The following is a 24,777-nucleotide window of genomic DNA, read 5'->3' as shown; positions in this document are numbered from 1 at the left end:
CTGACCGCGACGGCGGCCTGACCGCGACGGCGGCCTTACCCCGACGGCGGCCCGACCCGCCCGGGCGGCCGCCCGGTCCGCCCGCCTCCCCCCGCCGCGGGGCTCAGCCGAGACCTCGTGGCAGCCTGCCCGTGTGCAGGACGCCCAGCGTCTGCGTGGCCCGCGTCAGTGCCACGTACAGGTCGCTCGGCTGCTGGTCCGCGGGCTCGACCACGATGACGGTGTCGAACTCCAGGCCCTTGGCCTGCCGCGGGTCGAGCAGGACCACCGGCCGGGTCAGGTCCGGCTCCTCCCCCGCCCGTACCTCCACCCGCAGGTCCGCCAGCGCCTCGGCCAGTTCCCCGTGCAGCGGACGCGGCGCGATGACCGCGAGCCGCCCCTCCGCCGGCAGGTGGGCCGCCACCGCCTCGGCGAGGGCGCGCGGGAGGTCACCGGTCTCCCGCACCCAGGGGCGCACCCCGGTGGAGCGCACCGAGCGGGGAGGCTCGAATCCGGGATGGTGGGCGCGCAGTACGGCGGCCGCCAGCTCCATGATCTCGGCCGGCGTGCGGTAGTTGACGCCGAGCCGGGCCAGCTCCCAGCGGTCCTCGACGTACGGGGCGAGGATGCGTTCCCACGATCCGCAGGCCGCCTCGTCGGCCGTCTGCGCCGGGTCGCCGACCAGCGTCATCGAGCGGGTGGGGCAGCGCCGCATCAGCAACCGCCAGGCCATCTCGGAGAGTTCCTGCGCCTCGTCGACGATGACGTGGCCGAAGGCCCAGGTCCGGTCCGCCGCGGCGCGCTCGGCGGTGCTGCGGTGGTCGTCCTCCTCGTGGCGCTCCGCCATGCGCTCGGCGTCGATGAGGTCGTGCGCGGCGAGGAACTCGCTCTCCTCGTCCTCGAACTCGTAGGACTCCGAGCCCTGCGAGAGGTCCAGCACGCCCTGCGCGTAGGCGACACGGTCCTGGCGTTCCTTCTCCTCGGCCGCGCGCAGCGCGCTGTCGTCCGTGCCGAGGAGTTCGGCGGCCTCGTCCAGGAGCGGGATGTCCGCGGGGGTCCAGCCGCCGGAGTCCCGCCGGATCAGGTCCGCCTCGTCGGGTGCGAGGTACGTGGGCTCGGCGAGGAACTCGGCGAGCAGCCGCTGCGGGGTCAGCGCGGGCCACAGCGTGTCGATGGCGGCGTGCACCTCGGCGCTGGTGGCGATCTCCTTGGCGAGCTGGGCGATGTCGTCGGGGCCGAGCAGGTTGGGGCCGCCGAAGGGGTCGGCGCCGAGCCGTTCGGTGAGCTGCTCGGTGAGCGCGTCGATGATCCGGAAGGCGAAGTAGGGGCGCGCGAGGTTGTGCGGGAGCCCGGTGGCGCGGGCCCGGTCGCGGGCCTCGTGCGCCATGGTGCGGTGGAGCAGCAGCGTGCCGTAGTCGTCGTGGTCGATCTCCAGGGCGGCCTCGGGCACCGTGCCGGTGTCCTCGCCGAGCCCGGCGGGGACGTCCTGCGGCAGCGTCTGGCGGTCGCTGACGACCCGGGCGAGTACGTCGGCCATCGCGGCGCGGCCCTTGACGGCCGCGGCCCCGGGCCGGTCGGCGGCGGTGGCGCGCTCGCCGGGGAAGAGCTCGCCGAGGGTGGCGAGCAGGACGCCGGTCTCGCCGAGGGCGGGCAGCACCTGGCCGATGTACCCGAGGAAGGCGGGGCCGGGGCCGACGATCAGGACGCCGCGCTTGGCGAGCAGCTCGCGGTGCGCGTAAAGGAGGTACGCCGCCCGGTGCAGGGCGACGGCGGTCTTGCCGGTGCCGGGTCCGCCCTCGACGACGAGCACCCCGCGGTGCGGTGAGCGGATGATCCGGTCCTGGACGGCTTGGATCGTCCGCACGATGTCGTGCATGCGGCCGGTGCGCGCGGCGTCGAGGGCGGCGAGCAGCACGGCGTCCGCGTCGGCGCCCTCGTGGCCGGTGCGCTCGGCGTCGGTGAGGTCGAGGATCTCGTCGTGCAGGGCGGTGACCTCGCGGCCCCGGGTGGTGAGGTGGCGGCGCCGGCGCAGCCCCATGGGGTGGTGGCCGGTGGCGAGGTAGAAGGGGCGCGCCACGTCGGCCCGCCAGTCCAGGACGAGGGGGGTGCGCTCGGTGTCGTCGCGGCGGATTCCGATGCGGCCGATGTGGTGGTCGCGGCCGTCGGAGAACTCCAGCCTGCCGAAACAGAGGCCGTTCTCCCCCGTGTTCAGGGCGGACAGCAGGCCGGATTGTTCGGCGACCACGACGTCGCGTTCCAGCCGGGCCTGGAAACCGGTCCCGATGTCGCGCAGGGCCCCGCGTACGGCGCCTTCGGCCTGTTCGCGCAGGTCGTCGAGGCGGTCGTACAGCTCCGTGATGAATTGCTGCTCATTCTCGAATTCCGCGGTTGACAATTCCACTCCCGACGCGATACAGTGTTCCCATAAGCTTGTTCATGACTTCTTCATGCCTCAAAGTGTCCGAAGTCGTGAATCATCAAATATACGCAGAGAAATACCCCGGTCGTCAATCCGACCGGGGTATTTCTTTTGTGCGGGAGCGGGACTCGGGCCCGGCTCAGCCGCACCACTTCACCGGGCTCAGGTCCTTCACGTAGCGCGCGGACACCCATGCGTCGCGCTCGTTGTACAGCCGGTACCACAGGTCGTTGCCGTCGATCTGCTCCGCGTGCTTCTTGCACAGGATCTCGACCTTCTGGCCCGGTGCGAACGTACCCAGCGCGTACCCGCGGGTGCCCGGCCTGCTGCGGACCGTCAGTTCGGCCTTCGAGACCACCTTGCCGAACGCGTACTCCGGCTGCGTCCGGGTCCGCGCTCCCGGCGCGCCGTCGGCCAGCGCGGCGCCCGCGCCCGTCAGGCCGATCAGCACACTGCCCGCGGTGAGGGCCAGGACCGCCCGGAGCGACCCGGGCCCCAACGGCGTGGACGACGAGATCGGCGAGGTCGGCATGACGGCCATGTGCGGCTCCCGGGCGAGGGCGTACGGCGACCCTGCCGGTCGCCCGGGACGACTATGGCGAGAGGCCCGCGCCCCGCCGCGCAGGCGCACCGCCGCTCCCGCGCGATCCACCGGATTCCCGGCCCGATCGGGTGAACCCGCGCCCCGGCCGGGGACCTTGCGGCGCGGACCGGGGGAGGCCGACCACCCTGCGCGGTCACGGTACGTCGACCGGGGCGCCCAGGGCTCGGGCGCGCTCGGCGGCCCACACCAGGCGGTGCGTGGCCAGGCTGACCCGGGGGCCGGACAGCAGCAGGCTCCGGTCGCCGGTGGCCACGGCGGCCAGGAACGCCTCGGTCAGGGCCAGGTCACCGCCGCCGTGCCCGCCTTCGGGCGCTCCCCCGGCGGGCTCGACCAGCTCCTCGCGGCCGGTGCGGAAGTCGGTGACCCGCAGGATGGCGCCGTCCCCCTCGATGTGGCCGTGGGTGCCGAACAGGCGGGTGCGGCGGTCGCCCATGGGGGTGAAGGCGCTCACGGTGAAGGTGGCGGTGGCTCCGTCGGCGAACTCCATGGCGACGACCTGGTGGTCGACGACGTCGTTGTCGCAGGCGTAGACGCAGCGGCCGTAGGGTCCCGTGCGCAGCGCGTCCATGACCCCCGCCTCGGTGGCCCGGGTGGTGACGGCGGACAGCGGCCAGAACTCGCGGCGCGGCTCTCCCAGGCAGCCGAGGTAGAGGCGGGGCGCGGAGTAGGGGCAGTCGGGTTCGACGGCGCAGTCGGTACAGCGGTCGGCGGCGCCGGGCGGGGCGCCCTCGGGCCGGAAGTGGCCCCGGCGGCCGTAGGACGTCACGGTGCGCGGGGTGCGGCCGAAGAGGTGCACGAGCCAGTCGAGGTCGTGGCAGGCCTTGGTGAGGAGCAGCGGCCCGGAGGTGTCCGAGCGGCGCCAGTTGCCGCGGACGAAGGAGTGGGCGAAGTGCCACCAGCCGACGGGTTCGAGGTGTTCGGCGCCGACGAGGCGGCCGATCCGGCCCTCGTCCAACAGGGCCTTGAGGGCCCGGGTGTAGGGGGTGTAGCGCAGCACGTGGCAGACGGCGAGGAGGACGCCGTGCCGCTCGGCGGCCTCGGCGATCCGCTCGGCCTCGCTCTCCTCGGCGGCCATCGGCTTCTCCACCAGCAGGTGGTGTCCGGTGGCCGCGAGGGCGACGGCGGGCGCGGTGTGCATCCGGTCCTGGGTGGCGATGATCGCGGCGTCGGCCTGCCGGCCCGCCGCCGCGAGGGCATCCCAGTGCGGGTAGACCCGCTCGGGCGGTACGCCGAACTCGGCCGCGGCGGCGGCGCGCCGGGCCGGGTCGGGCTCGGCGAGGACGGTGATCCGCCCGGCGCCGGTGGCGTGCGCGTGCCGGGCGTACGTCAGCCCGCGCAGCCCCGCCCCGACCAGGGCCAGGGTCACCGGCGGGGCGGGCGTGAGGGGCTGCGGGGTCATACGGGCCTCCGGGTGCGGGCGTAGGGGCGTACGGGCGGGCAGCTGCGCGGGCGGACCTACGGGCGGGCTCGGCGCATATGCCAGCCCTGCCCCGCGGGCCCCGGCCCGATGCGCGCCACCGCCCACCGGTTCGCGCCCCGGGGAAGGAAGGGCCGGAAGCCGCCGCCAGAAGTCCAGGACGGCACTCCGCTTTGTCCATGGGCCTGCCACGGGGGCGGTCCGCAAGCTGGCTGATCAGTGAGCGGACGGCCGGTCTCCATGTCGTGCGGCCTTCCGCGCAGCCAGCGCCGACTCCCGGAGGTCCGATGCGCACCCCCCTCTGGCCCGCCGCAGCCGCGGTGGCCGGGCTCATCGCCACCCTGGTCGTGGCCGTGCCCACCGCGATGGCGGCCACGCCCCTGACCATCAGCTCGACCGACCTGTCCGTCAGCGTGGACCCCGCCTTCCCCAGGGTGATCAGTTACACCCGGCGGGCCACCGGTGACGTGCTGAACGGCAACGAGGACACCCTCTCCACCGTCCTCGTCAACGGAACCCCCTACACCCCGGCGGTGACCTCCACCCCGGGTGTCTCCGGCGTCGACTACGTCATGACCTTCTCCGGGGTGAGCGTCAAGTCCAGCCTGTCGGTGACCGGTTCGGTCGTCGAGTTCAAGGTGACGGCGATCGAGGACACCGCCGCGCTGCGGGTGCGCAGCTTCTCCATCCCCGACCACAACCTGGTCAGCGTGCGCAGCGACCAGCCCGGGGCGGCCCTGTCCACGGCTGCGATGTACACCGCCACGACGGGGACGGGCGATACCTTCACCCCGGTGACCGCGAGCACCCCGGCCGACGCCGCCGCCAGGACCGTGATGTACGGGCTGGTCAACACCGGCAGGCTGGCCGCCGCGATCGACTCCAACTCCCAGTACGACCAGCCGTCGGGCGGCACGGCCCGGGAGAACGGCCGGATCAGCGAGAAGGTCACCGACAAGGGCGCCTACCGCCGGGCGGGCCTGTGGAGCGGGGACTGGCTGTACCGGGCGCAGGGCGCCCCGCTGGACGACCCCGAGCCGCTGCCGTACGCCCGGATCGCGATCACGGGCGACCGCAACGCCGACGCGGTGGTGGACTGGCAGGACGCGGCGATCGCGTACCGGGACATCTGGACCCCGCCGACGGGCTGGCAGCAGACCGCCGACCGGGTGGTGCAGCGGATCCCGTTCAACTTCGCCTCGCAGGCCACGCATCCCTTCGCGGAGACCCTCGACGAGACCAAGCGGGTGGCGCTGGCCACCGACGGGCTGGGCCAGTTCGTCCTGCTCAAGGGGTACGCCTCCGAGGGCCACGACTCGGCGCACATGGACTACAAGAACATCGGGACGAAGCTGGGCGGCGCGGCCAGGCTGAACGCGCTGACCACGGCCGGGCACGCCTACAACGCGGACTTCGGCGTGCACATCAACGCGACCGAGGAGTACCCGGTCTCGGCCACCTTCGATCCCGCGCACCAGAGCGGCGGACTCGGCTGGGACTGGCTGGACCAGTCGTACTACGTCGACACCCGCAAGGACGGCCAGTCCGGTGACCGCCTGAAGCGGCTCAAGGACCTCAAGGCGGCGGCGCCCGGCCTGGACTTCCTCTACGTGGACGTCTGGTACGGCGACGGCTACGTCTCGCGCAAGCTGGAGCGGGACATCGGCGGACTCGGCTACCAGCTGGCCACCGAATTCCCCAACACCTTGACCGAGCAGTCCCTCTGGCACCACTGGGCGGCCGACGTCGACTACGGCGGCAGTGACCTCAAGGGCATCAACTCGACCATCACCCGCTTCATCGCGAACCACACCAAGGACGACTGGATCGCCCGCAACCCGCTGCTCGGCGGGGCCGAGGTGAGCGCGTACGAGGGCTGGCAGGGCAAGAGGGACTACACCGCCTTCCTGAACACCACCTTCGCCACGAACCTGCCGACCAAGTACCTCCAGGAATCGCCGATCGTGAAGTGGACGGCCGACACGGTCACCCTCGCCAACGGCACCTCGGTCACCACCGCCGGCGGCGCCCGGAAGATCACCACGGCCGGACGCACGGTGCTGGCCGGCTCGGCCTACCTGCTGCCGCGCGACGGGAAGCTCTACCACTGGAACGACAAGGCGGGCGCCACCACCTGGACCCTGCCGACCGGGTGGAGCGCGCCCAGACTGTACGAACTCACCGACACCGGGCGGCGGTTCGTCGCCGACCTGCCGGTCAGCGGGGGCAAGGTGACCATCAACGCCGCCGCGCGCACCCCGTACGTCGTCACCGACGGCGCGGCGCCCGCGCAGGCGGACCCGCGGTGGGGCGAGGGCACCCCGGTCAAGGACCCCTCCTTCTACGCCGGGAACCTGAACGCCTGGAACGTCACCGGGACCGGCGCCGCCGTCACCCGCAACGCCCAGGGCCAGAACGAGCTGACGCTGGCCCCGAACACCGCGCCGAGCGTGTCCCAGCAGCTCACCGGCCTCTCCCCCGGGACGTACGCCGCCTCCGTGTGGGTGTCCACCGCCGCCGGGCGGCCCGCCACCCTCAAGGTGAGTCCGACGGGCGGGACGGCCGCCTCCGTCTACGCCGACTCCTCGCCGCTGACCAACAACCTGGGCGGCAGCGAGAAGAACGGCACCAAAATGCAGCGGATGAAGGTGTTCTTCGACGTACCGGCGGGCCAGTCCACCGCGACGCTCCAGCTGTCGGCCGCCGCCGGCGCGGGCACGGTCGCCCTGGACGACGTACGGGTGGTGCGCGGTGCGCGCTCCCCGCTCGGCGGGCACTGGTTCACCGAGGACTTCGAGAACGTCGACGCGGGCTGGGGCCCCTTCGCCTTCGGTGGCGCGGGCGGCTCGGCCACGGATCCGCGCACGCACATCGCCCAGCGCAACGCGCCCTACACCCAGGCGGGCTGGAGCGGGAAGCTCGTCGACGACGTGATCAGCGGGCAGAACTCGCTGAAGTCGCACGAGGAGCGGACCGGGCTGGTCTACCGCACCCTGCCGCAGACCCTGCGGCTGACTCAGGGCCACGCGTACAAGGTGAGCTTCGGTTACGAGAACGGGTTCGCGGGCGACTACCAGTTCATCACCGGCGCCGGGAGCGCGGAGAGCGCCACCGCGCTGGGCCAGGCCCGGACCGCGACCACCTTCACCAAGACCTTCACGGCCGGGGCGGACGCCTGGATCGGGATCCGCAAGGTGAGCGCCGAGGACTCCCACAACGAAGCCGATTTCGTCCTGGACGACCTCGCGGTGGACGACCTCGGCCCGGTGGGCGGCGGTGAACTGCTCGTCCCGCAGTCGCGGATGAGCGTCAAGGCCGTGGACAGCGAGGAGACCGCGGGCGAGAACGGCCGGGGCGCCAACGTCCTGGACGGGGACCCCGCCACCCTCTGGCACACGCAGTGGTACCAGGCCACCGCGCCGATGCCGCACGAGATCACCCTGGACCTGGGGGCGTCGTACAACGTGTCGGCGCTGCACTGCCTGCCCCGGCAGAGCCAGAGCAACGGCCGGATCGCCGACTACCAGGTCCTCACCTCCGCCGACGGGGTCACCTGGACGGCGGCGGCCTCGGGGACCTTCGTCAACTCCGCGGCGCAGCAGGACGTCTCCTTCGCCGCCCGTTCCGCGCGCTACGTGAAGCTCAGGGCCACGAGGGAGGTGGCGGGCAACGCCTGGACGTCGGTGGCCGAGCTGAACATCGGCTACCTGCCGTGATCCGGGACGGACTCACCGGCCCTGCCGGGGCAGGGCCTGCTGGTCGCGGAAGCGGCCGGGGGCCACGCCCACCCGGCGGCTGAACAGGCGGCTGAAGTAGGCCGCGTCCTCGTACCCGACCCGCCGGGCGACTCCGGCGACCGGCAGGTCGGTGCGGGCGAGGAGTTCCTTGGCGCGGCTGAGCCGGATCCCGAGGAGGTATTCCTTGACCCCCTCGCCGGTACTGCGGCGTACCGCGCCGCGCAGTGCGTACAGCGGCATCCCCAGGCGCGCGGCGTGCTCGGCCACCGATATCGGCAGGAGCGCGTCGCGCGCGAGGGTGTCCATGACGGCGTCCCCGTGCCGGGAGACCTCGGCGCGGGCGTAGCGCAGGGCGACGAACAGGCCGTGGACGGCGGCGGCGGCCTCCACGTCGAGGAGCGGGCCGCCGCGCCGGGCGGCCCGGACGATCCCGTCGACGATGTGGCGCACCTCGGCGGTCTCGCTGAGCGGGACCACGGGCCGGTCGGGGGTGATGTACCCGAGGTCGGTGTACGCCTCCACGCTGCGGCCCGCGAAGTCGACGAAGCTCTCGTCCCAGCCGGTGCCGGGGTCGGGCCCGTAGTGGTGGACGACCCCGGGCACCAGCCACAGCAGCGCGGGCGCGACCACCTCCTGCGGGGGCCGGCCGCCGTGGCTGAACCAGCCCCGGCCGCGCGTGACGACCACCGCCACGTGGTGGTCGAGGGCCCGGGGGCCGACGACGGGCAGCGCGCCCCGCTGGAGGCCGACCCCGAGGCAGACCAGGCCGAGGCGGCGGTGGTTGACGGTGGGCGCGAAGTACCGCATCCAGCTGCTGTACGGCGGCGGATCGGACGGCGTCGGCATGGGGGCGGACATCTGCGGATTGTGATCCACGACCGGGCGCGGCCTCAAGGGGGCGCGGGGTCCGGCGGTCGAGCGGCGGGCCGTCAGGGGGTGACGGTGATCGCGTCGAGTTTCGCGCGCAGGTAGAGGTGGGAGTCGACGGGGCCGTGGACCACGCGGCCGGTGGGCGCGGGCAGGGACTCGACGCGGGTGTGCGCGTCGCACTCGTAGAAGTAGACGAGGGAGAGCAGTTCCTCGGCGGGTGCCTCGGCGGGCGGCGGCATCACCCGGTGGCGGCCCGCGCGCCAGCGGTCCCCGGTCCACCGGGCCATCAGGTCACCGATGTTGACGGTCAGCGCGGCCGGGTCCCAGGGGGCGTCCTGCCAGCCGCCGCTGTCGGTGTGGACCTGCAGTCCGCCCGCGCCCGGCTCGCGGTCCAGGACGGTGACGGTGCCGAAGTCGGTGTGCGCGCCGATGCGGAACTGGCCGGGCAGGGGTGGACCGACGCGGTCGGTGCCCGGGTACCAGTTGACGTTGAACCCCCAGGTGGGGTGGCCGGTGTGGCGGGTGAAGAGGTCTTCTTCCGCGCCGAGGGCCACGGCGAGCAGTTCGAGGAGTTCGTCCGACAGGGCCCGCATCCGGGCGAGGTACTCCGTGACCGGGGGACGCAGCGCGGGGACTTCGGCGGGCCAGGTGTTGGGCCGGAACCACTCCGCGTCGACCTCGGGGTCCCCGGTGGGGTCCTCGGCCGCGCAGGACCAGGATTCCTTGAGGTCGGGCGGGGAGGCGGCGCCCTCGGCGCAGCTGTTGGCCTCCGCGCCGGGGCCGAGCCAGCCCCGGCCGCCGACGGGGACGGCGTACGGCGCCTTGGCCCCGGCGGGGAGCCGGAAGAAGGAGCGGGCCGCTTCCCGGATCCGGGCGGGCAGGACGGGGTCGACGCCGTGCCCGGTGATCAGCAGGAAACCCGCTTCCTGGAGCGCCCGGTCGACGCGGGCGGCCGTACGCGCCCGGGCGCCGGGGCCACCGGAGCGCCAGGGCCGCAGATCGATCACGGGAACGGGTGAACGCGTCATGTACGGCCTGCTTTCCGGTCGGCGGCGGCTCCGTCACGGGGGACGGCGGGTCCGGGTCCATGCTCGCAGCCCGTCCACCGTCCAGGTGTTGACGACCCGCTCGGCCGGTACCCCGCATTCCGCGGCCCGTTCGCAGCCGAGGGGCTGCCAGTCCAGCTGGCCGGGGGCGTGCGCGTCGGTGTCGATCGCGAAGAGGGTGCCCGCCTCGACGGCCCGGCGCAGCAGCCTGCGGGGCGGGTCCAGCCGCTCCGGCCTGCTGTTGATCTCCACGGCGGTACCGGATGCGGCGCAGGCCGCGAAGACGGCCGCCGCGTCGAAGGTGGACTCGGGCCGGGTGCGGCCGGTGACCAGGCGCCCGGTGCAGTGGCCGAGCACGTCCACGAGGGGGTTGCGTACGGCGTTCAGCAGGCGGCGGGTCATGGCCGGAGCGTCCATGCGGAGCTTGGAGTGCACGGAGGCGACGACCACGTCGAGGGCGTCCAGCAGCTCCGGTTCCTGGTCGAGGGATCCGTCGGCGAGGATGTCGCACTCGATGCCCGTGAGCAGCCGGAAGGGCGCCCAGGTGGCGTTCAGCGCGGCGACGGCGTCCAGTTGCTCGCGCAGCCGCTCCGGGGAGAGGCCGCGGGCGATGGTCAGGCTCGGCGAGTGGTCGGTGAGGACGGCCCAGTCGTGGCCGATGCCGGCGGCGGCCCGGCCCATGTCCTCGATGGGGCTGCCCCCGTCGGACCATTCGGAGTGCAGGTGGCAGTCGCCGCGCAGGGCGGCGCGCAGCGCGGCGGCCCCGGGGCTGGGTGGCGGCCCCACGGGGTGTGCGGCGACCTCGTCCTCCAGTACGCCGAGGTAGCCGGGGACGCTCCCGGCGAGGGCCTCCTCGACAGCCCGGGCGGTTTTGGGGCCGATGCCCTTGACGGCTTCCAGTGTGCCCGCGGCGGCCCGCTCGGCGGTCTCGGCCGGTCCCATGCGGGTGAGGGCCGCGGCCGCGCCGCGGAAGGCCCGTACCCGGTAGGTGGGGGCCTGGGCGCGTTCCAGCAGGAAGGCGATCCGGCTCAGTGCCGCGACCGGGTCCATGCGCCACCTCCTGCCGCGCGCCCGTGCTGCCGTGCGCCGCGTCCCACCAGTGTGGCAAGGGAGGGGCGGGCGGGCATCCCGGCCGGGGGACGGCGACGCGCGTAGGCTGGAAGCGGACTCGGGGCCGTTCTCACCGTGAGGCGGTGGATCATGACCGGACTGCTGGTCCGGAGTTTTGACTCCGCGGACGAGACGAGGCCGTTCCAGGACGGCAAGGGCAGGCTGGACCTGCTGGAGACGCAGGGCGGGCCGGTCGGCCGGGCGGTCTTCGAGCCCGGCTGGCGCTGGTCCGAGCACATCAAGCCGCTGGCAGGTACGGACAGCTGCGAGGCGGCCCACACCGGGTACGTCGTCAGCGGACGGATGAAGATCGTCATGGACGGCGGCGAGAGCGCCGAGGTCGGCCCGGGCGACTTCATGCAGATCGCGCCCGGGCACGACGCCTGGGTGGTGGGCGACGAACCCTGCGTGGCCCTCGACTGGACCGGGTACGGAACCTACGCTCAGCCCAGCAGCGCGTAGACCGTGGAGGCGGTCGCCGAGGGTTCGGCGGCGCCCTCGGGGGTCATGGTGATGTCGGCGAAGGCCATCCGCTTGCCGAGCTTGGTGACGCGGACGCGGATGATGACGTCCGCGCCGGTCACCGGGCGCTGGAAGCTGGTGGACTGCTGGACGGTGGTCATCGGGCCGTACGCGCCGCGGGCCGCAGAGATCGCGAGCACGGTGGCGGTGTCGGCCGCGGCCATGAGTGCCTGGCCGCTGATGCTGCCGCCGTCCCGGGCGAGGCGGTCCGACCACGGCAGGCGCAGGACGGTGACCTCCGGGCCGGTTTCGAGGACGGTCAGGGCGAGGTCGAGCACCCAGGGGGCGAAGTTCTCGGCGAGGATCTTCTCGCCGTCCGCCGGAGTGAAGGCCGGGGTGGGGGCCGGGGGGGTCTGTGTCACAGGGTGATTGTGGCGGCCGGTCCCGGCCGCCACAACACCCCCCGTACCGGGCGAACCGTCAGAGGCGCGCGGCGAGTTCGGTGCCCTGACGGATGGCGCGCTTCGCGTCGAGCTCGGCGGCCACGTCCGCGCCGCCGATCAGGTGGGCGCCGATCCCGGCGGCGACCAGCTCCTCGTACAGGGCGCGGCGCGGCTCCTGTCCGGCGCACAGGACCACGGTGTCGGCGGGGACCAGGCGCTGTTCGCCGTCGACGGTGATGTGCAGGCCCTCGTCGTCGATGCGGTCGTAGGACGCCCCGGCGACGGACACCACGCCGCGGTGCTTGAGTTCGGCGCGGTGGATCCATCCGGTGGTGGTGCCGAGCCCGGCGCCGACCTTGGTGGCCTTGCGCTGGAGCAGGTGCACCTGGCGCGGGGACGCGGGGCGTTCGGGGGCGACGAGTCCGCCGGGTCCGCTGTACGTCGTGTCCACGCCCCAGTGGCGGAAGTAGACGGCGGGGTCCTGGCTGGCGCCCTCGCCGCTGTCGGTGAGGAACTCGGCGACGTCGAAGCCGATGCCGCCCGCGCCGACGACGGCGACCCGGTCGCCGACGGGCGCGCCGTCGCGCAGGACGTCGAGGTAGGTGACCACCGAGGGGTGGTCGACGCCTTCGATGGCGGGGGTGCGGGGGGTGACTCCGGTGGCGACGACGACCTCGTCGTAGCCGGTGAGGGCGGCCACGTCGGCGCGGGTGTCCAGGCGGACCTCGACCCCTCGCTCGGCGAGCTGGATGCCGTAGTAGCGGATGGTCTCCTCGAACTCCTCCTTGCCCGGGATGCGGCGGGCGATGTCCAGCTGGCCGCCGATGTGGCCGGAGGCCTCGAAGAGGGTGACCGCGTGGCCGCGTTCGGCGGCGGAGACGGCGCAGGCCAGTCCGGCGGGGCCCGCGCCGACGATGGCGACGCGCTTCTTCAACTGGGTCGGTGAGAGCACGAGTTCGGTCTCGTGGCAGGCGCGCGGGTTGACCAGGCAGCTGGTGATCTTGCCGCTGAAGGTGTGGTCGAGGCAGGCCTGGTTGCAGCCGATGCAGGTGTTGATGGTCTCGGAGCGGCCGGCGGCGGCCTTGGCGACGAAGTCGGCGTCTGCGAGGAAGGGGCGGGCCAGCGAGACCAGGTCGGCGCGGCCCTCGGCGAGCAGCCGCTCGGCGGTCTCGGGGGTGTTGATGCGGTTGCTGGTGACGAGCGGGACGGAGACCGCGCCCATCAGCCGCTGGGTGACCCAGGTGTAGGCGCCGCGCGGGACGGAGGTGGCGATGGTGGGGATGCGGGCCTCGTGCCAGCCGATCCCGGTGTTGATGATGGTGGCGCCCGCCGCCTCGATCTCCTTGGCGAGCTGGACGACCTCGTCGAGGGTGGAGCCACCCGGGATCAGGTCCAGCATGGAGAGCCGGTAGATGATGATGAAGTCCTCGCCGACGGCCTCGCGGGCGCGGCGGACGATCTCCAGCGGGAAGCGGACGCGGTTCTCGTAGGAGCCGCCCCAGGCATCGGTGCGCCGGTTGGTGGCGGCCGCGATGAACTCGTTGATCAGGTAGCCCTCGGAGCCCATGATCTCGACACCGTCGTAGCCCGCGGCGCGCGCGAGACGGGCGGCGCGGACGAAGTCCTCGACGGTCTGCTCGACCTCGTCGGTGGTCAGCTCGTTCGGGACGAAGGGGCTGATGGGGGCCTTGAGGGCGCTGGGGGCGACCAGGTCCGCATGGTAGGCGTAGCGGCCGAAGTGCAGGATCTGCATCGCGATCCGGCCGCCTTCGGCGTGCACGGCGTCGGTGATCACCCGGTGTTCGGCGGCCTCGGCCTCGGTGGTGAGGCGGGCGCCGCCCTCGAAGGGGCGGCCCTGGTCGTTGGGGGCTATGCCGCCGGTGACGATGAGGCCCGCGCCGCCGCGGGCGCGCTCGGCGTAGAAGGCGGCGAGGCGCTCGAAGCCGCGCTCGTGCTCCTCCAGGCCGGTGTGCATCGAGCCCATGATCACGCGGTTCGGCAGGGTGGTGAAGCCGAGGTCCAGCGGGGTCATCAGGTGGGGGTAGTGGCTCATGCGGGGGCGCCTCCTCGCGCGGGGGTGATGACCCTGTTGTAGCGAGCCGCGCAGCCTTTTGCAACTAGGTGCATAACCGGGTTCGAGGGCGCTCGGACCAGGGATGGCGGGGCGCGCGGGCCTCCCCGGTGGAACGTGTGGCGGACCTCACCTCTCAAGGAGCGGCAAAAATGCCGGAATGTCCCTTCGTCCCGCCACGGGCGCGGCTCCCGGCTCCCCTGGTCGGAGAACCGGGAGCCGGGGCCCCGGGCCGCTTGGTCAGACCCGGCGCAGCCGGACCGTGAGGATCTGGAACGGGCGCAGGACGAGGGAGACCGCGCCGTCCGGGCCGGGCCCTCCCAGCGCCTCCGTCGCGGGCAGCGAGCGCTCCAGCAGGTCGCTCTCGACCGCCGCGGTGACGGCGAAGCCGGGGCGCAGGGTGGCCCGGGCGCGCCCGCCCCGGGACTCGTAGAGCCGGACGATCACGTCGCCGCCGCCGTCCTCGGCGAGCTTGACCGCCTCGACGACCACCGCGTCCCCGTCGGGCCCGTCGACCGTGACCAGCGGGGCGACCGGGGTCGCGCCGGTCAGGGTGCGCTCGGGCAGGTTCAGCCAGTGTCCCTCGCGGACCGCGTCCCCGACCGCCGCGCCGGGGGCGAGCGAGTACCGCAGGATGTGGGCGCCCTGGTCGGTCTCGGGGTCGGGGTAGCGGGGGGCGCGCAGCAGGGACAGCCGGACCGTGGTGGTCTGGCCGCCGTCGGCGCGCATGTCCCGGGTGACGTCGTGTCCGTAGGTCGAGTCGTTGAGCAGGGCGACCCCCCAGCCGGGCTCCTCCACCTGGATCCAGCGGTGGGCGCAGATCTCGAACTTGGCGGCCTCCCAGGAGGTGTTGGTGTGGGTGGCCCGGTGGACGTGCCCGAACTGGGTCTCGGAGGCGGAGCGTTCGGCCTTCACGTCCAGCGGGAAGGCGGCCTTGAGGAACTTCTCCGTCTCGTGCCAGTCGACTTCGGTGACGATGTCGAGGGTCTTGGCACCGGCCCGCAGGGTGAGCGACTGGACCGCCGTGGACTCGCCGAAGGAGCGCGTGACGCGGACGGTGGCGGCCCGCGGGCTGTGTTCGGCGACCTCCAGGCAGTCGAGCGCGACGAGGTCGGTGACGTTGTTGCGGTAGAAGGCGTCGATGTCCCAGGCGTCCCACATGTTCGGGAAGTCGGGGTGGATCTGGAGCAGGTTCGCGGCCCCGCCCGGTGCGACGGACTCCCGCCCGGCCGCCAGGTCGTACGCCGAGACGACGAGCCCGCGTCCGTCCACGGCGACCCGCAGCAGCCCGTTGTCCAGCACGTGGCCGCCGCCCGCCCGGCCGGTCACGGTGACGGGCGCCGCCGCCTCGGCCGGTACCCCCGCGCCACCGGCGGGGACCCCGCGGCGGGCGTGCGGGGCGCAGTTGAAGACGAGTTCGGTACTGCCCTCGCCGGCCAGGGCGCGCTGGGCGGCGCCGGTGATGGCCTCCAGTTCCGCGCGCAGCTTCGCGTAGGTCTCGCGGGCCTCGCGGTGCACCCAGGCGATGGAGGAGCCGGGCAGGATGTCGTGGAACTGGTGCAGCAGCACCACCTTCCAGATCCGCTCCAGGTCCTCGTGGGGGTAGCCGAAACCGGGGACCCGGACGGCGGCGGTCGCCGACCACAGCTCGGCCTCGCGCAGCAGTGATTCGCTGTGCCGGTTGCCCTGCTTGGTCCTGGCCTGCGAGGTGTAGGTGCCGCGGTGCAGCTCCAGGTACAGCTCTCCGGCCCAGACGGGCGCGTCCTCGTATTCGGCGTGGGCCTTCTCGAAGAAGGCGTCGGGGCGCTCGATCTCGACCCGGGGCGAGCCCTCCAGGTCGCGCTGGCGCTTGGCGCGGGCGAGCTGCTCGCGGGTGGGTCCGCCGCCGCCGTCGCCCCAGCCGAAGGGTGCCAGGGAGCGTGAACCCCGGCCCTTCTCCTGGTAGTTGCGGGCGGCGTGGGCCAGCTGTTCGCCGCCGAGGTCGGAGTTGTAGGTGTCGACCGGCGGGAAGTGCGTGAAGACCCGGGTGCCGTCGATACCCTCCCACCAGAAGGTGTGGTGGGGGAACTTGTTGACCTGGGACCAGGAGATCTTCTGGGTCAGGAACCACGTGGAGCCGGAGAGCTTGACGATCTGCGGCATCGCGGCGGTGTAGCCGAAGGAGTCGGGCAGCCAGACGTTGCGGGTCTCGATGCCGAACTCGTCGAGGAAGAACTTCTTGCCGTAGAGGAACTGCCGGGCCATGGCCTCGCCGCCGACCATGTTGGTGTCGGACTCCACCCACATGCCGCCGACGGGCACGAACTGGCCGTCGGCGATCTTCTTCTTGATCCGCTCGAACAGCTCGGGCCGGTAGGTCTTGATCCAGTCGAGCTGCTGGGCCTGGGACATGGCGAAGACGAACTCGGGGTGCTCGTCCATCAGGTTGACCATGTTGGAGGTGGTGCGGGAGACCTTGCGGACGGTCTCGCGCAGCGGCCACAGCCAGGCGGAGTCGATGTGCGCGTGGCCGATCGCGCTGATCCGGTGCGCGGAGGCGTTGGCGGGGGCGGCGAGGACCCCGGCGAGCCGTTCGCGGGCGGTGGCCGCGGTGCCGGGGACGTCGGTGAGGTCGATCGCGTCCAGGGCGGAGTCGATCGCGCGCAGGATCTCGTAGCGCCGCGCGTCGCCCTCGGAGAGCTGCGTCATCAGGAGGTAGAGGACTTCGAGGTCCTGGACGAGTTCCCACACCTCGGCCTCGAAGACGGTGAGGTCCATCCGGGCCAGCCGGTATAGCGGCTGGTCGCCGCTGGTCAGCCGGTCGCCCTCGTAGGTGACGCCGTGGTCGACGAGGACGGGGTTGGAGGCGCCCTCGACGTACCACTCGACGCGTTCGCCGCCCTCGGCGCGGTCGGCGACGCGGACCCAGTCGTTGTAGGGGTTGAGCGCCTTGACCTCGGCCCCTTCGGCGGTGTGGACCAGTCCCTCGCACTGGAAGCCGGGCATCATCCGGTCGAAGCCGAGGTCGAGTACGGCCTCCACGGTACGTCCGGCCCATTCGGCCGGGACGGTGCCGGTGACGCGGAACCAGGTGGTGCCCCAGGCCGGCCCCCAGCTGTCGCCGGTCACGCAGGGCTCGTAGTCCGCCGCCAGGCCCTCGGCCACGGGGACGGGTTCGCCGGGGGCCTCCCAGCGCTCCACCGTCAGCGGGACCGAGCGGGAGTGGACGGCGGGCTTGACGCGCTCCTTGAGGACGCGGCGGAGGCGGTGTTCGGTGATGCTGCGGTCGTCGTGCATGACGGCTGCTCCAGGAGAGGAGGTGGCGGGCGGGTGCGGAGGAGGGGGGCTCAGGTCTTGACGGCGCCCTCGCCGACGCCCTTGAAGAAGAAGCGCTGGAGGGCGAAGAAGAGCAGCATCATCGGGAGCAGCGCGGCCATCGCACCGGCGGCGATGATCCGCTGGTCGTTGACGGTGGTGGCGCCCGCCAGGCTCTTCAGGCCGAGTTGCAGGGTGTAGTGGTCGCTGTTGGTGAGCACCAGCAGGGGCCACAGGAAGTCGTCCCAGGCGCCCATGAAGCTGGTGATGCAGACGACGGCGAGGGCGCCCTTGGCGGCCGGGAGGAAGACCCGGGTGAAGCGGGTCCATTCGTTGGCCCCGTCCAGGACGGCGGCCTCCTCGACCTCCTGGGGCACGGAGAGGAACGCCGCCCGCATGATCATGATGTTGAGTACGGAGACGGCGCCGGGCAGCCAGACCCCGACGAGGGTGTCCACCAGGCCCATCTCACGGACCGTCAGGAACATCGAGATCATCACGGACTCGAAGGGGAACATCAAGGTCGCCACGAGCACCGTGAAGACCGCCTTGCGGCCCTTCCATCCGGCCCGGGAGAGGGCGTACCCGCCCATCGCCGCGAAGAGCAGGTTCGAGGTGATCGCGAGGACCGCCACGACGAGGGTGTTGCCGACGTACTGCAGGAGCGGGAAGGACTCCGCGACCCGGACGTAGTTGTCGAGCGTGGGCTGCGAGGGCAGGACCCCGTCGTAGACGTTCTCGGTGCGGCCGCGGATCGAGGTCAGGAACTGCCAGACGATCGGCCCGACCATGACGACGAGCATCAGAAGCAGGGTCAGGTACCGGCCGGTCAGGCCGATCAGGTACCGCCGGCGGTCCGCGCCCGCCCGTTTGACGGGTTTCGTGCCGAGGGAGGCCAGGGTGCTCAACTCTCGTCTCCCTTCGAGAGACGGTGGCCCAGCAGGCTGAAGACCAGCGTCAGGAGGAACAGCAGGATGGAGATGGCCGCGGCGTAGCCGGTCTCCCCCGCGAAGCCGAGGCCGACCTGGCGGATGAGGAAGGGCAGGGTGCGGGCGCCGCCGCCGGGACCGCCGCTCTCCCCGCCGAGGATGTAGATCTCGGTGAACACCCGCAGCGCGGAGATCGCGGAGAGGGTGCCGACCAGCAGCATCATCGGCTTCACCTGGGGGACGGTGATGCTGAAGAAGCGCCGGACCGGACCCGCGCCGTCGATCGCGGCCGCCTCGTAGAGCGAGGTGGAGACGTTTCCGAGGGCCGCCAGGTAGAAGACCATGTAGTAGCCGAGGCCCTTCCACACGGTCACGAGCATCGCGGAGAAGAGCAGCATGCGGCTGTCGGTCAGGAAGGGGATCGGCTCGGAGATCACCCTGAGCTGCTGGAAGACGGTGTTGACCAGGCCGTCGCTGCGCAGCACCCACTGCCAGATCAGGCCGACCACCACGGCCGAGGCGATCACCGGGGTGTAGAAGGCGGACCGGAAGAATCCGATCCCGGGAACCTTCGTCCGGACCAGGACCGCGAGCCCCAGCGGCAGGAACACCAGACAGGGCACGACCACCACGAGGTACAGCACGCTGTTGCCGGTGGCGACCCAGAAGTCGGGGTCATCGAAGGCCCGGGTGTAGTTCTCGAAGCCGACGAACCCGCCGCCGCGCAGGATCTGGGCGTTGGTGAAGGAGAGGATCACGGTGTTCACGAACGGCCAGAGGCTGAAGAGCGTCACCATGACCAGGCCGGGGGCGAGAAAGAGGTAGGGGGTCCACCACGTGCGGTGGACCAGGCCCGTCTCCGCCGCCGCGGCCCGCTTCGCCCGTCCCGATCCGGAGCGGGGGACCGGGCGGGACTCGGCGTGGAGGTCGGGGCGGGGGCCGGTGGGAGGGTCGGGGCGTGGGTCGGTGGGGGCGTGGGCGTCCAGGGTCATTTCTGCGCCGTCCGGGCGAGCACCTTGTTGGCCTCCTCCTGCGCCTTCTTCACTGCCGTACGGGCGTCCTGCTCGCCGTTGATCGCCTTCTGCACCTCGCGGACCACCGCGTCGCCGACCTGGTTGGTCCACTGGACGGGGGTGTTGGCGTCCAACTGGGCGGTCTTCAGCTGTTCCGCGCCGACCGCGCGGGCCGTCGTCTCCGCGTCCTTGCCGTCGCCCCGGTCCGAGAAGTGCGGGTCGGCGAGGCCCTTGGCGTTGGACGGGTAGATGGTGGCGTGCCGGGAGAACTCGACCTGGTTGGGGCCGTTGGTGACCCACTTGGCGAACTCGGTGGCCGCGTCCAGGTGCTTGGTGTCCTTGCGGATGCCGAGGGACTGGGCGTAGATCCCGATGTGGCCGAGGGTGCCGGTGACCGCGCCCGCGACGTGGGTGCCGGCGTAGACGGCCGGGGCGTTCTGCTTGATGTCCTTGACGAAGCCCGGGGAACCGGGTCCGAAGACGAGCTTGCCCGCGCCGTAGAGCTGGCTGATGTCGTCCGACTTCAGCAGGGACTCCTTGGGCATGGCGCCCTTGGCGTACAGGTCCTTCATCCGCTCGACCCAGGCGACGGCCTTGTCGGTGTCGAAGACGAAGCTGTCCTGCTGCGGGTTGAGGATCGGTACGCCCATCTTCTGCCAGTCGCCGGGGAGACGGCCCTTCGGGTCGGCCATGAAGGCGGAGTACTGGCCGCCGGACCGGGCGGCGATCTGGTCGGCGTAGTCGAAGAACTGCTCGATGGTGGTGGGTGGCTTCTCCGGGTCGAGGCCGGCCTTGACGAAGAGGTCCTTGTTGTAGGTGAGGATCTCCGGGGTCACGTACCAGGGGTAGGCGTAGACCCCGTCGCCCTTGCCCGGCAGCTTGAACTGCTCCCAGGCGCCCGGCACGTAGTCCTTGGCGACCTCGCCGTCGAGCTTGGCCACGTCGGCGAGCATGCCCCGGTCGCCGAGGAGCTGGAAGGAGTCCGTGGAAAGGTTCACCACGTCCGGGAGGGCGCCCGCCTGGGCGTCGGCGACGAGCTTCTCGTTGTAGCCGTCGCCCGGGACGTCCTCCCACTTCACCTTGGCGTCCGGGTACTTCTTCTCGAACGCGTCGATGACGCCTTGGACGTACCCGGTGAACTTGGGCTTCAACTGCAAGGTCCGGAAGGTGATCTCACCGCTGACCTTGCCCGTCTTCGCCGCCTCCTTCACGTCCGCGCCGCCGCTCATGCCGCACGCGGAGGCACCGAGGAGGGTGCCCGCCACCAGGGTGGCGAGGGCTGTACGGGTCAGGTTCGATCGGGTCATCGTCGCCGCCTTCGGAGAGATCCGGCCTCGCTGCCGGAGAGCGATGCCCACGGTCGTCCGAAAACAACTGCACGTCAATGTGCCCAAGGTCCCGATGGCCGGACGCACTTACGTCCTGAATCACGATGGGCGCCCTTCCATACAGCCCGGAAGTCACTCAATCAATAGGGGTCTGACCTGGACTGATGCGCTTTAGTCACAGAACCCGTTAAGGTGGTATCGATTCGATAACGAACCGGCCGCCGCGTCAAGGATTGACTTCTTCACGGCGGTTCGCGAAGGATTGCACTAATGCGCTTTACCCGACGTGGGGCAAAACCGCTTTACCTGCGTGTGGGCCTCCGCGGGCGGACGGTCCCGCGCGCCCGCCGGAAGGCCCGGTCACCCGGCGGCCGTCGTTCGAGGTCGGACCGCCTCACCCGGGTACGGGGAGACGGCCCGGCGGCATCCCGAGGAGAGCGCCACCGGCACCCGAGGAGAGCGCCACCGGCACCCGCGGGGCCGGGCGGTGGGCCCGGCCGGGCCCGGTCGAGCGGTGCGGTCACAGGTCCCCGGGGTCGGTGTTCGCCCCGCACAGGACGACGGCCACCCGCTCGCCGAACGGCCCGGCCGCGCCCCGCAGCGCCGCGAACGCCGTTGCCGCGCCCGCCTCGACCACGATCCGGTGGTCCTCCCACAGGGCGCGGCGGGCGGCCGTGATGGCGGAGTCGGCGACCAGGACCGAGCTGACGCCCGAATGCCGGGCCGCCTCGAGGGCTGCGCCGGAGACCCGGGTGGCGCCGAGGGAGTCGGCGGCCACCGACTCCACGGGTACGTCCACCACATGACCGGCCGTCAGGGCGGCGTTCAGCGCCCGGCAGTTCTCCGGCTCGGCCGCGACCACCCGTACCCCGTGCTCGCGCGCGGCGGTGGCGACCCCCGCGAACAGCCCGCCGCCGCCCACCGCGACGACCACGGCGTCCAGGCCCGGCAGCCCGGCCCGGATCTCGTCGAGCAGGGTGCCCGCGCCCGCCGCGATCAGCGGGTGGTCGTAGGCGTGGCTGCTCAGCGCGCCGGTGGCGGCGGCGAACTCCTGGCAGGCGGCGAGCGCTTCGGCGTACCGCTCGCCGACGAGCCGGACCTCGGCCCCGTACCCGCGCAGCCGCTCGACCTTGACCCGCGGGGCGGTCTCGGGGAGGAAGACGGTGGCCGGGACCGCCCGGTCGCGGGCCGCCCACGCGCAGGCCAGGCCCGCGTTGCCGCCGGACGCTATGGTGACGCCCGCCTCGGGGAGGGTGCCCGCCTCCTGGTGGGCGGCGAGGAAGTTGCGGGCGCCGCGCGCCTTGAAGGAGCCGGTGTGCTGGAGGTACTCCAGGGCGAACCAGACCCCCTCGGCGGCCGGGACGACGGCGGCGGGGCGGACGCCTCCGGCGATCCGGTGCGCGGCGGCGCGGACGGCGGCGTAGTCGAGCTGGGTTTCCATGCGGGTGGGGCTCCGTTCAGGGGCGGGCCTGCGGGCGGTCCGGGTCGGCCGCCCCGATCAGCTGGCGCAGGGCGCCGTAGTACACCTCGTGGTCAGTGAGGGCGGGCAGCACGTCGGCCACCGCGCCGCTCAGCGTGGGGAAGCGGGCCGGGTCGAGCGCGGCCAGGGCGGCTCGGGAGGCGGCGGTGGCCCCGGCCGGGTCGCGGTGGTCGACGAAGGCGGCGCTGCCGAGGGTCAGCAGGTACATCCGCCGGTAGCAGGTCATCGCCTCGGCGGGGGTCATCCCCGCGGCGACGCTGTCGGCGATGGCCGGTTCGACGAGCCGGGCCAGCAGCTGGCGGCCGAGCCAGGGGCGGCCGCCGCGCAGCACCAGCAGTCCGGGGTGGGCGGTGAGCAACTGGTAGAGGCTGGTGAAGCGGAGTTCGGCGGCCTCGGCCCAGCCGGTCCCGGCGGGGATCTCGGGCAGTTGGGCGGCGAGGTGTTCGGTGCACAGGTCGAGCAGCCCGGCGAGGTCGGCGCAGCGGCGCTGGACGGTGGCGTGCGAGACGCCGAGCCGGTCGCCGAGGGCGCGGAAGCTGAGGGCCGCGGGCCCTTCGTCGTCGAGGATCCGCAGGGCGGCCACCGCGATGACGGCGGGGGTCGCGCGGTCCAGGGCCATTGATCGTCTCGGCATGAGATACACCGTAACAGACGTCGGAACATACAGCGTATCAACGGCCCGCATCCACGCCGATCGCGGCCATATTGCTGGTCATTGGGCCTCAAACATCGACTTATGTTGACAGCGGGTAGTCGCACCGCTGCACTGGGCGCACGACTGCCCCGTCGCCCGTCGCCCCACGTCAAGGAGTTCCCGTGCCGCCTCGCCTGCGTGCGTCGCTCCCCTGCCTCATCGCGGCCGCCCTGATCGCCGTCCCACTGGCCCCCGTCCCGGCGGCGGCCGAGCCCACCGCGACCTCGGACACCCCGCTCGCGCTCACCCCGCCCATGGGCTGGAACAACTGGGCGCACTACATGTGCGACATCGACGAACGGACCGTCCTCGCGAACGCCGACGCCCTCGTCGCCACCGGTCTCGCCGCCAAGGGCTACGACACCGTCACCGTGGACGACTGCTGGATGACCAGGAGCCGGGACGAGAAGGGCGACCTGGTCGCCGACCGGGCGAAGTTCCCGCACGGCATGGCCTGGCTCGGGGACCACCTGCACGGCAAGGGGCTGAAGTTCGGCATCTACGAGGACGCCGGGTTCCTCACCTGCGAGCGCTACCCCGGCAGCGGTGTCCCCGACGGCGGCGGCCGGGACCACTTCGCGCAGGACGCCCGGCTGTTCGCGTCCTGGAAAGTCGACTACGTCAAGATGGACGGCTGCAACCTGTACGTGGCTCCGGGCACCACGAAGGAGCGGGCCTACCGCGACGCCTACACCTCCGTCGCCCGCGCGCTGCGCGGCAGCGGACGCGACATGGTCCTCTCGGCCTCCGCCCCCGCCTACTTCCAGCAGGGCGAATGGGGCAGCGCCGACTGGCACAAGGTGCTCGGCTGGGTCGGCGAGACGGGTCAACTGTGGCGCGAGGGCCGCGACATCAAGGTGTACAACCCCACCGCGCCCACCGCCTCGCGCTGGGCCTCCGTACTGGGCAACTACGGGTACAACCGCTGGCTCACCCGGTACGCGGGGCCCGGTAACTGGAACGACCCGGACTTCCTGCTCGCCGGGGCGCCCGGCCTCACCGACGCGGAGGGCCGCAGCCAGGTCGCCCTGTGGGCGATGATGGCGGCGCCGTTCATCCTGTCCTCGGACGTCTCCAAGCTGACCCGGGGCGGCCTCGACGCGCTCGGCAACACCCGGATGATCGCGCTGGACCAGGACCCGATGGGCCGTCAGGGCGCCGTCGTGTCCTCCAGCGGCACCCTCGACGTCCTGGTCCGGCCGCTCGCCGACGGGGACCGGGCGGTCGCCGTGCTGAACCGGTCGGGCGGCGCGCGGGAGGTGTCGCTGCCGCTGGCCGGCCTCGGGCTGCGCGGATGCGTGGTGGGCGCCCAGGACCTGTGGTCGGGGCGGCGCGAGGAGGTCGTGCACACGCTGAGCACGACGGTGGCCGCGCACGACACGGCGGTCTGGCGGCTGAGCCCGCGCGGCTGCGCCGCGGCCACGCCGACCGGTCAGATCACGGGCGAGGGCGCACGGTGCGTGGACGGCGAGAACACGGAGGGCGTGGGCGCCGTCGTGCTGTCCGCCTGCACGGGCGGCGACGACCAGCGGTGGGTGCTGGAACGCGACGCGACGCTGCGGCTGGCGGGCGCGTGCCTGACGGCGAGCGGGTCCGACGGCCGGGTGGAGCTGGCCGCGTGCCCGGCCGACGAGCCGGAGACGACGGGCGCCAGCAGGCAGCACTGGATGGCGCAGCGGGACGGTTCCCTGGTCGAGGGCGGGAGCGGACTGTGCCTGCAGGCCGCCGGCACCGGTCGGCTGGGGCTGGCCGCCTGCGGTGACCACCGGATCGACCAGACGTGGGCGATGCCCGTCTGAGGCCGTCCGGTCCCAGGCCGGTCCGGTCCCAGGCCGGTCCGATCCCAGGCCGGTCCGGGCGGGTGAAGGGAGCACGGGTGGA

At 72.7% G+C, this 24,777-nt stretch carries 17 protein-coding genes; 3 read left to right on the top strand and 14 right to left on the bottom strand.

The window, feature by feature from the left end; translation table 11 throughout:
- Positions 1-103 precede the first annotated feature (103 nt).
- From QMF80_RS18295 to QMF80_RS18285, 3 genes are all read right to left on the bottom strand, one after another.
- The gene (locus QMF80_RS18295) at positions 104-2,374 is read right to left on the bottom strand and encodes a HelD family protein (RefSeq protein ID WP_283454593.1); all 2,271 of its coding nucleotides are present in this window, start codon (positions 2,372-2,374) and stop codon (positions 104-106) included.
- 163 nt (positions 2,375-2,537) lie between these two features.
- The gene (locus QMF80_RS18290; protein WP_283454591.1) at positions 2,538-2,939 is read right to left on the bottom strand and encodes an SH3 domain-containing protein; all 402 of its coding nucleotides are present in this window, start codon (positions 2,937-2,939) and stop codon (positions 2,538-2,540) included.
- 196 nt (positions 2,940-3,135) lie between these two features.
- Positions 3,136-4,401: a Gfo/Idh/MocA family protein gene (locus QMF80_RS18285; protein WP_283454590.1), complete on the bottom strand. Its 1,266-nt coding sequence runs from the start codon at positions 4,399-4,401 to the stop codon at positions 3,136-3,138.
- A 305-nt stretch (positions 4,402-4,706) separates the two neighbouring features.
- On the opposite strand from QMF80_RS18285, the gene QMF80_RS18280 reads away from it, so the two are divergent.
- Positions 4,707-8,135: an endo-alpha-N-acetylgalactosaminidase family protein gene (locus tag QMF80_RS18280; RefSeq protein ID WP_283454588.1), complete on the top strand. Its 3,429-nt coding sequence runs from the start codon at positions 4,707-4,709 to the stop codon at positions 8,133-8,135.
- Positions 8,136-8,147: 12 nt separating this feature from the next.
- On the opposite strand, the gene QMF80_RS18275 is transcribed toward QMF80_RS18280, so the two are convergent.
- The 3 genes from QMF80_RS18275 to QMF80_RS18265 all read right to left on the bottom strand — a co-directional run bounded on the left by QMF80_RS18275 (position 8,148) and on the right by QMF80_RS18265 (position 11,122).
- Complete coding sequence (locus QMF80_RS18275) at positions 8,148-9,014, bottom strand: helix-turn-helix transcriptional regulator (RefSeq protein ID WP_283454586.1); 867 nt, start codon at positions 9,012-9,014, stop codon at positions 8,148-8,150.
- A 71-nt stretch (positions 9,015-9,085) separates the two neighbouring features.
- A complete protein-coding gene (locus QMF80_RS18270; RefSeq protein WP_283454585.1) occupies positions 9,086-10,054 on the bottom strand; it encodes an isopenicillin N synthase family dioxygenase in 969 nt (322 codons plus the stop codon).
- Positions 10,055-10,087: 33 nt separating this feature from the next.
- Positions 10,088-11,122, bottom strand: coding sequence for a PHP domain-containing protein (locus QMF80_RS18265; protein WP_283454583.1), 1,035 nt, complete (start codon positions 11,120-11,122; stop codon positions 10,088-10,090).
- A gap of 150 nt (positions 11,123-11,272) precedes the next feature.
- Here QMF80_RS18265 and QMF80_RS18260 point away from each other — a divergent pair, with 150 nt between their 5' ends.
- Positions 11,273-11,644, top strand: a complete 372-nt coding sequence (locus QMF80_RS18260; RefSeq protein WP_283454581.1) for a cupin domain-containing protein — start codon at positions 11,273-11,275, stop codon at positions 11,642-11,644.
- Here QMF80_RS18260 and QMF80_RS18255 read toward each other — a convergent pair.
- From QMF80_RS18255 to QMF80_RS18220, 8 genes are all read right to left on the bottom strand, one after another.
- Positions 11,626-12,066: a PaaI family thioesterase gene (locus QMF80_RS18255; RefSeq protein ID WP_283454579.1), complete on the bottom strand. Its 441-nt coding sequence runs from the start codon at positions 12,064-12,066 to the stop codon at positions 11,626-11,628. The genes QMF80_RS18260 and QMF80_RS18255 overlap by 19 nt on opposite strands.
- Before the next feature lie 58 nt (positions 12,067-12,124).
- Positions 12,125-14,140, bottom strand: a complete 2,016-nt coding sequence (locus QMF80_RS18250; protein WP_283454577.1) for an NADPH-dependent 2,4-dienoyl-CoA reductase — start codon at positions 14,138-14,140, stop codon at positions 12,125-12,127.
- 258 nt (positions 14,141-14,398) lie between these two features.
- Positions 14,399-17,434, bottom strand: a complete 3,036-nt coding sequence (locus QMF80_RS18245; protein WP_283454575.1) for an alpha-mannosidase — start codon at positions 17,432-17,434, stop codon at positions 14,399-14,401.
- 50 nt (positions 17,435-17,484) lie between these two features.
- The gene (locus tag QMF80_RS18240) at positions 17,485-18,360 is read right to left on the bottom strand and encodes a carbohydrate ABC transporter permease (protein ID WP_283454573.1); all 876 of its coding nucleotides are present in this window, start codon (positions 18,358-18,360) and stop codon (positions 17,485-17,487) included.
- A complete protein-coding gene (locus QMF80_RS18235; protein ID WP_283454571.1) occupies positions 18,357-19,373 on the bottom strand; it encodes a carbohydrate ABC transporter permease in 1,017 nt (338 codons plus the stop codon). Before QMF80_RS18235 ends, QMF80_RS18240 begins: the two co-directional genes overlap by 4 nt.
- On the bottom strand, positions 19,370-20,701 hold the full coding sequence (locus tag QMF80_RS18230; protein WP_283454569.1) for an ABC transporter substrate-binding protein: 1,332 nt from the start codon (positions 20,699-20,701) through the stop codon (positions 19,370-19,372). Before QMF80_RS18230 ends, QMF80_RS18235 begins: the two co-directional genes overlap by 4 nt.
- A gap of 541 nt (positions 20,702-21,242) precedes the next feature.
- Positions 21,243-22,163, bottom strand: a complete 921-nt coding sequence (locus QMF80_RS18225) for a serine/threonine dehydratase (RefSeq protein WP_283454567.1) — start codon at positions 22,161-22,163, stop codon at positions 21,243-21,245.
- A gap of 16 nt (positions 22,164-22,179) precedes the next feature.
- On the bottom strand, positions 22,180-22,836 hold the full coding sequence (locus tag QMF80_RS18220) for a TetR/AcrR family transcriptional regulator (RefSeq protein WP_283454566.1): 657 nt from the start codon (positions 22,834-22,836) through the stop codon (positions 22,180-22,182).
- 182 nt (positions 22,837-23,018) lie between these two features.
- On the opposite strand from QMF80_RS18220, the gene QMF80_RS18215 reads away from it, so the two are divergent.
- A complete protein-coding gene (locus tag QMF80_RS18215; protein WP_283454564.1) occupies positions 23,019-24,695 on the top strand; it encodes a ricin-type beta-trefoil lectin domain protein in 1,677 nt (558 codons plus the stop codon).
- The last annotated feature ends 82 nt before the right edge of the window (positions 24,696-24,777 follow it).

It is taken from the genome of Streptomyces sp. G-G2, from assembly GCF_030063135.1.
Taxonomy (GTDB): domain Bacteria; phylum Actinomycetota; class Actinomycetes; order Streptomycetales; family Streptomycetaceae; genus Streptomyces.
This window is presented reverse-complemented; position numbering and strand designations above follow the sequence as displayed.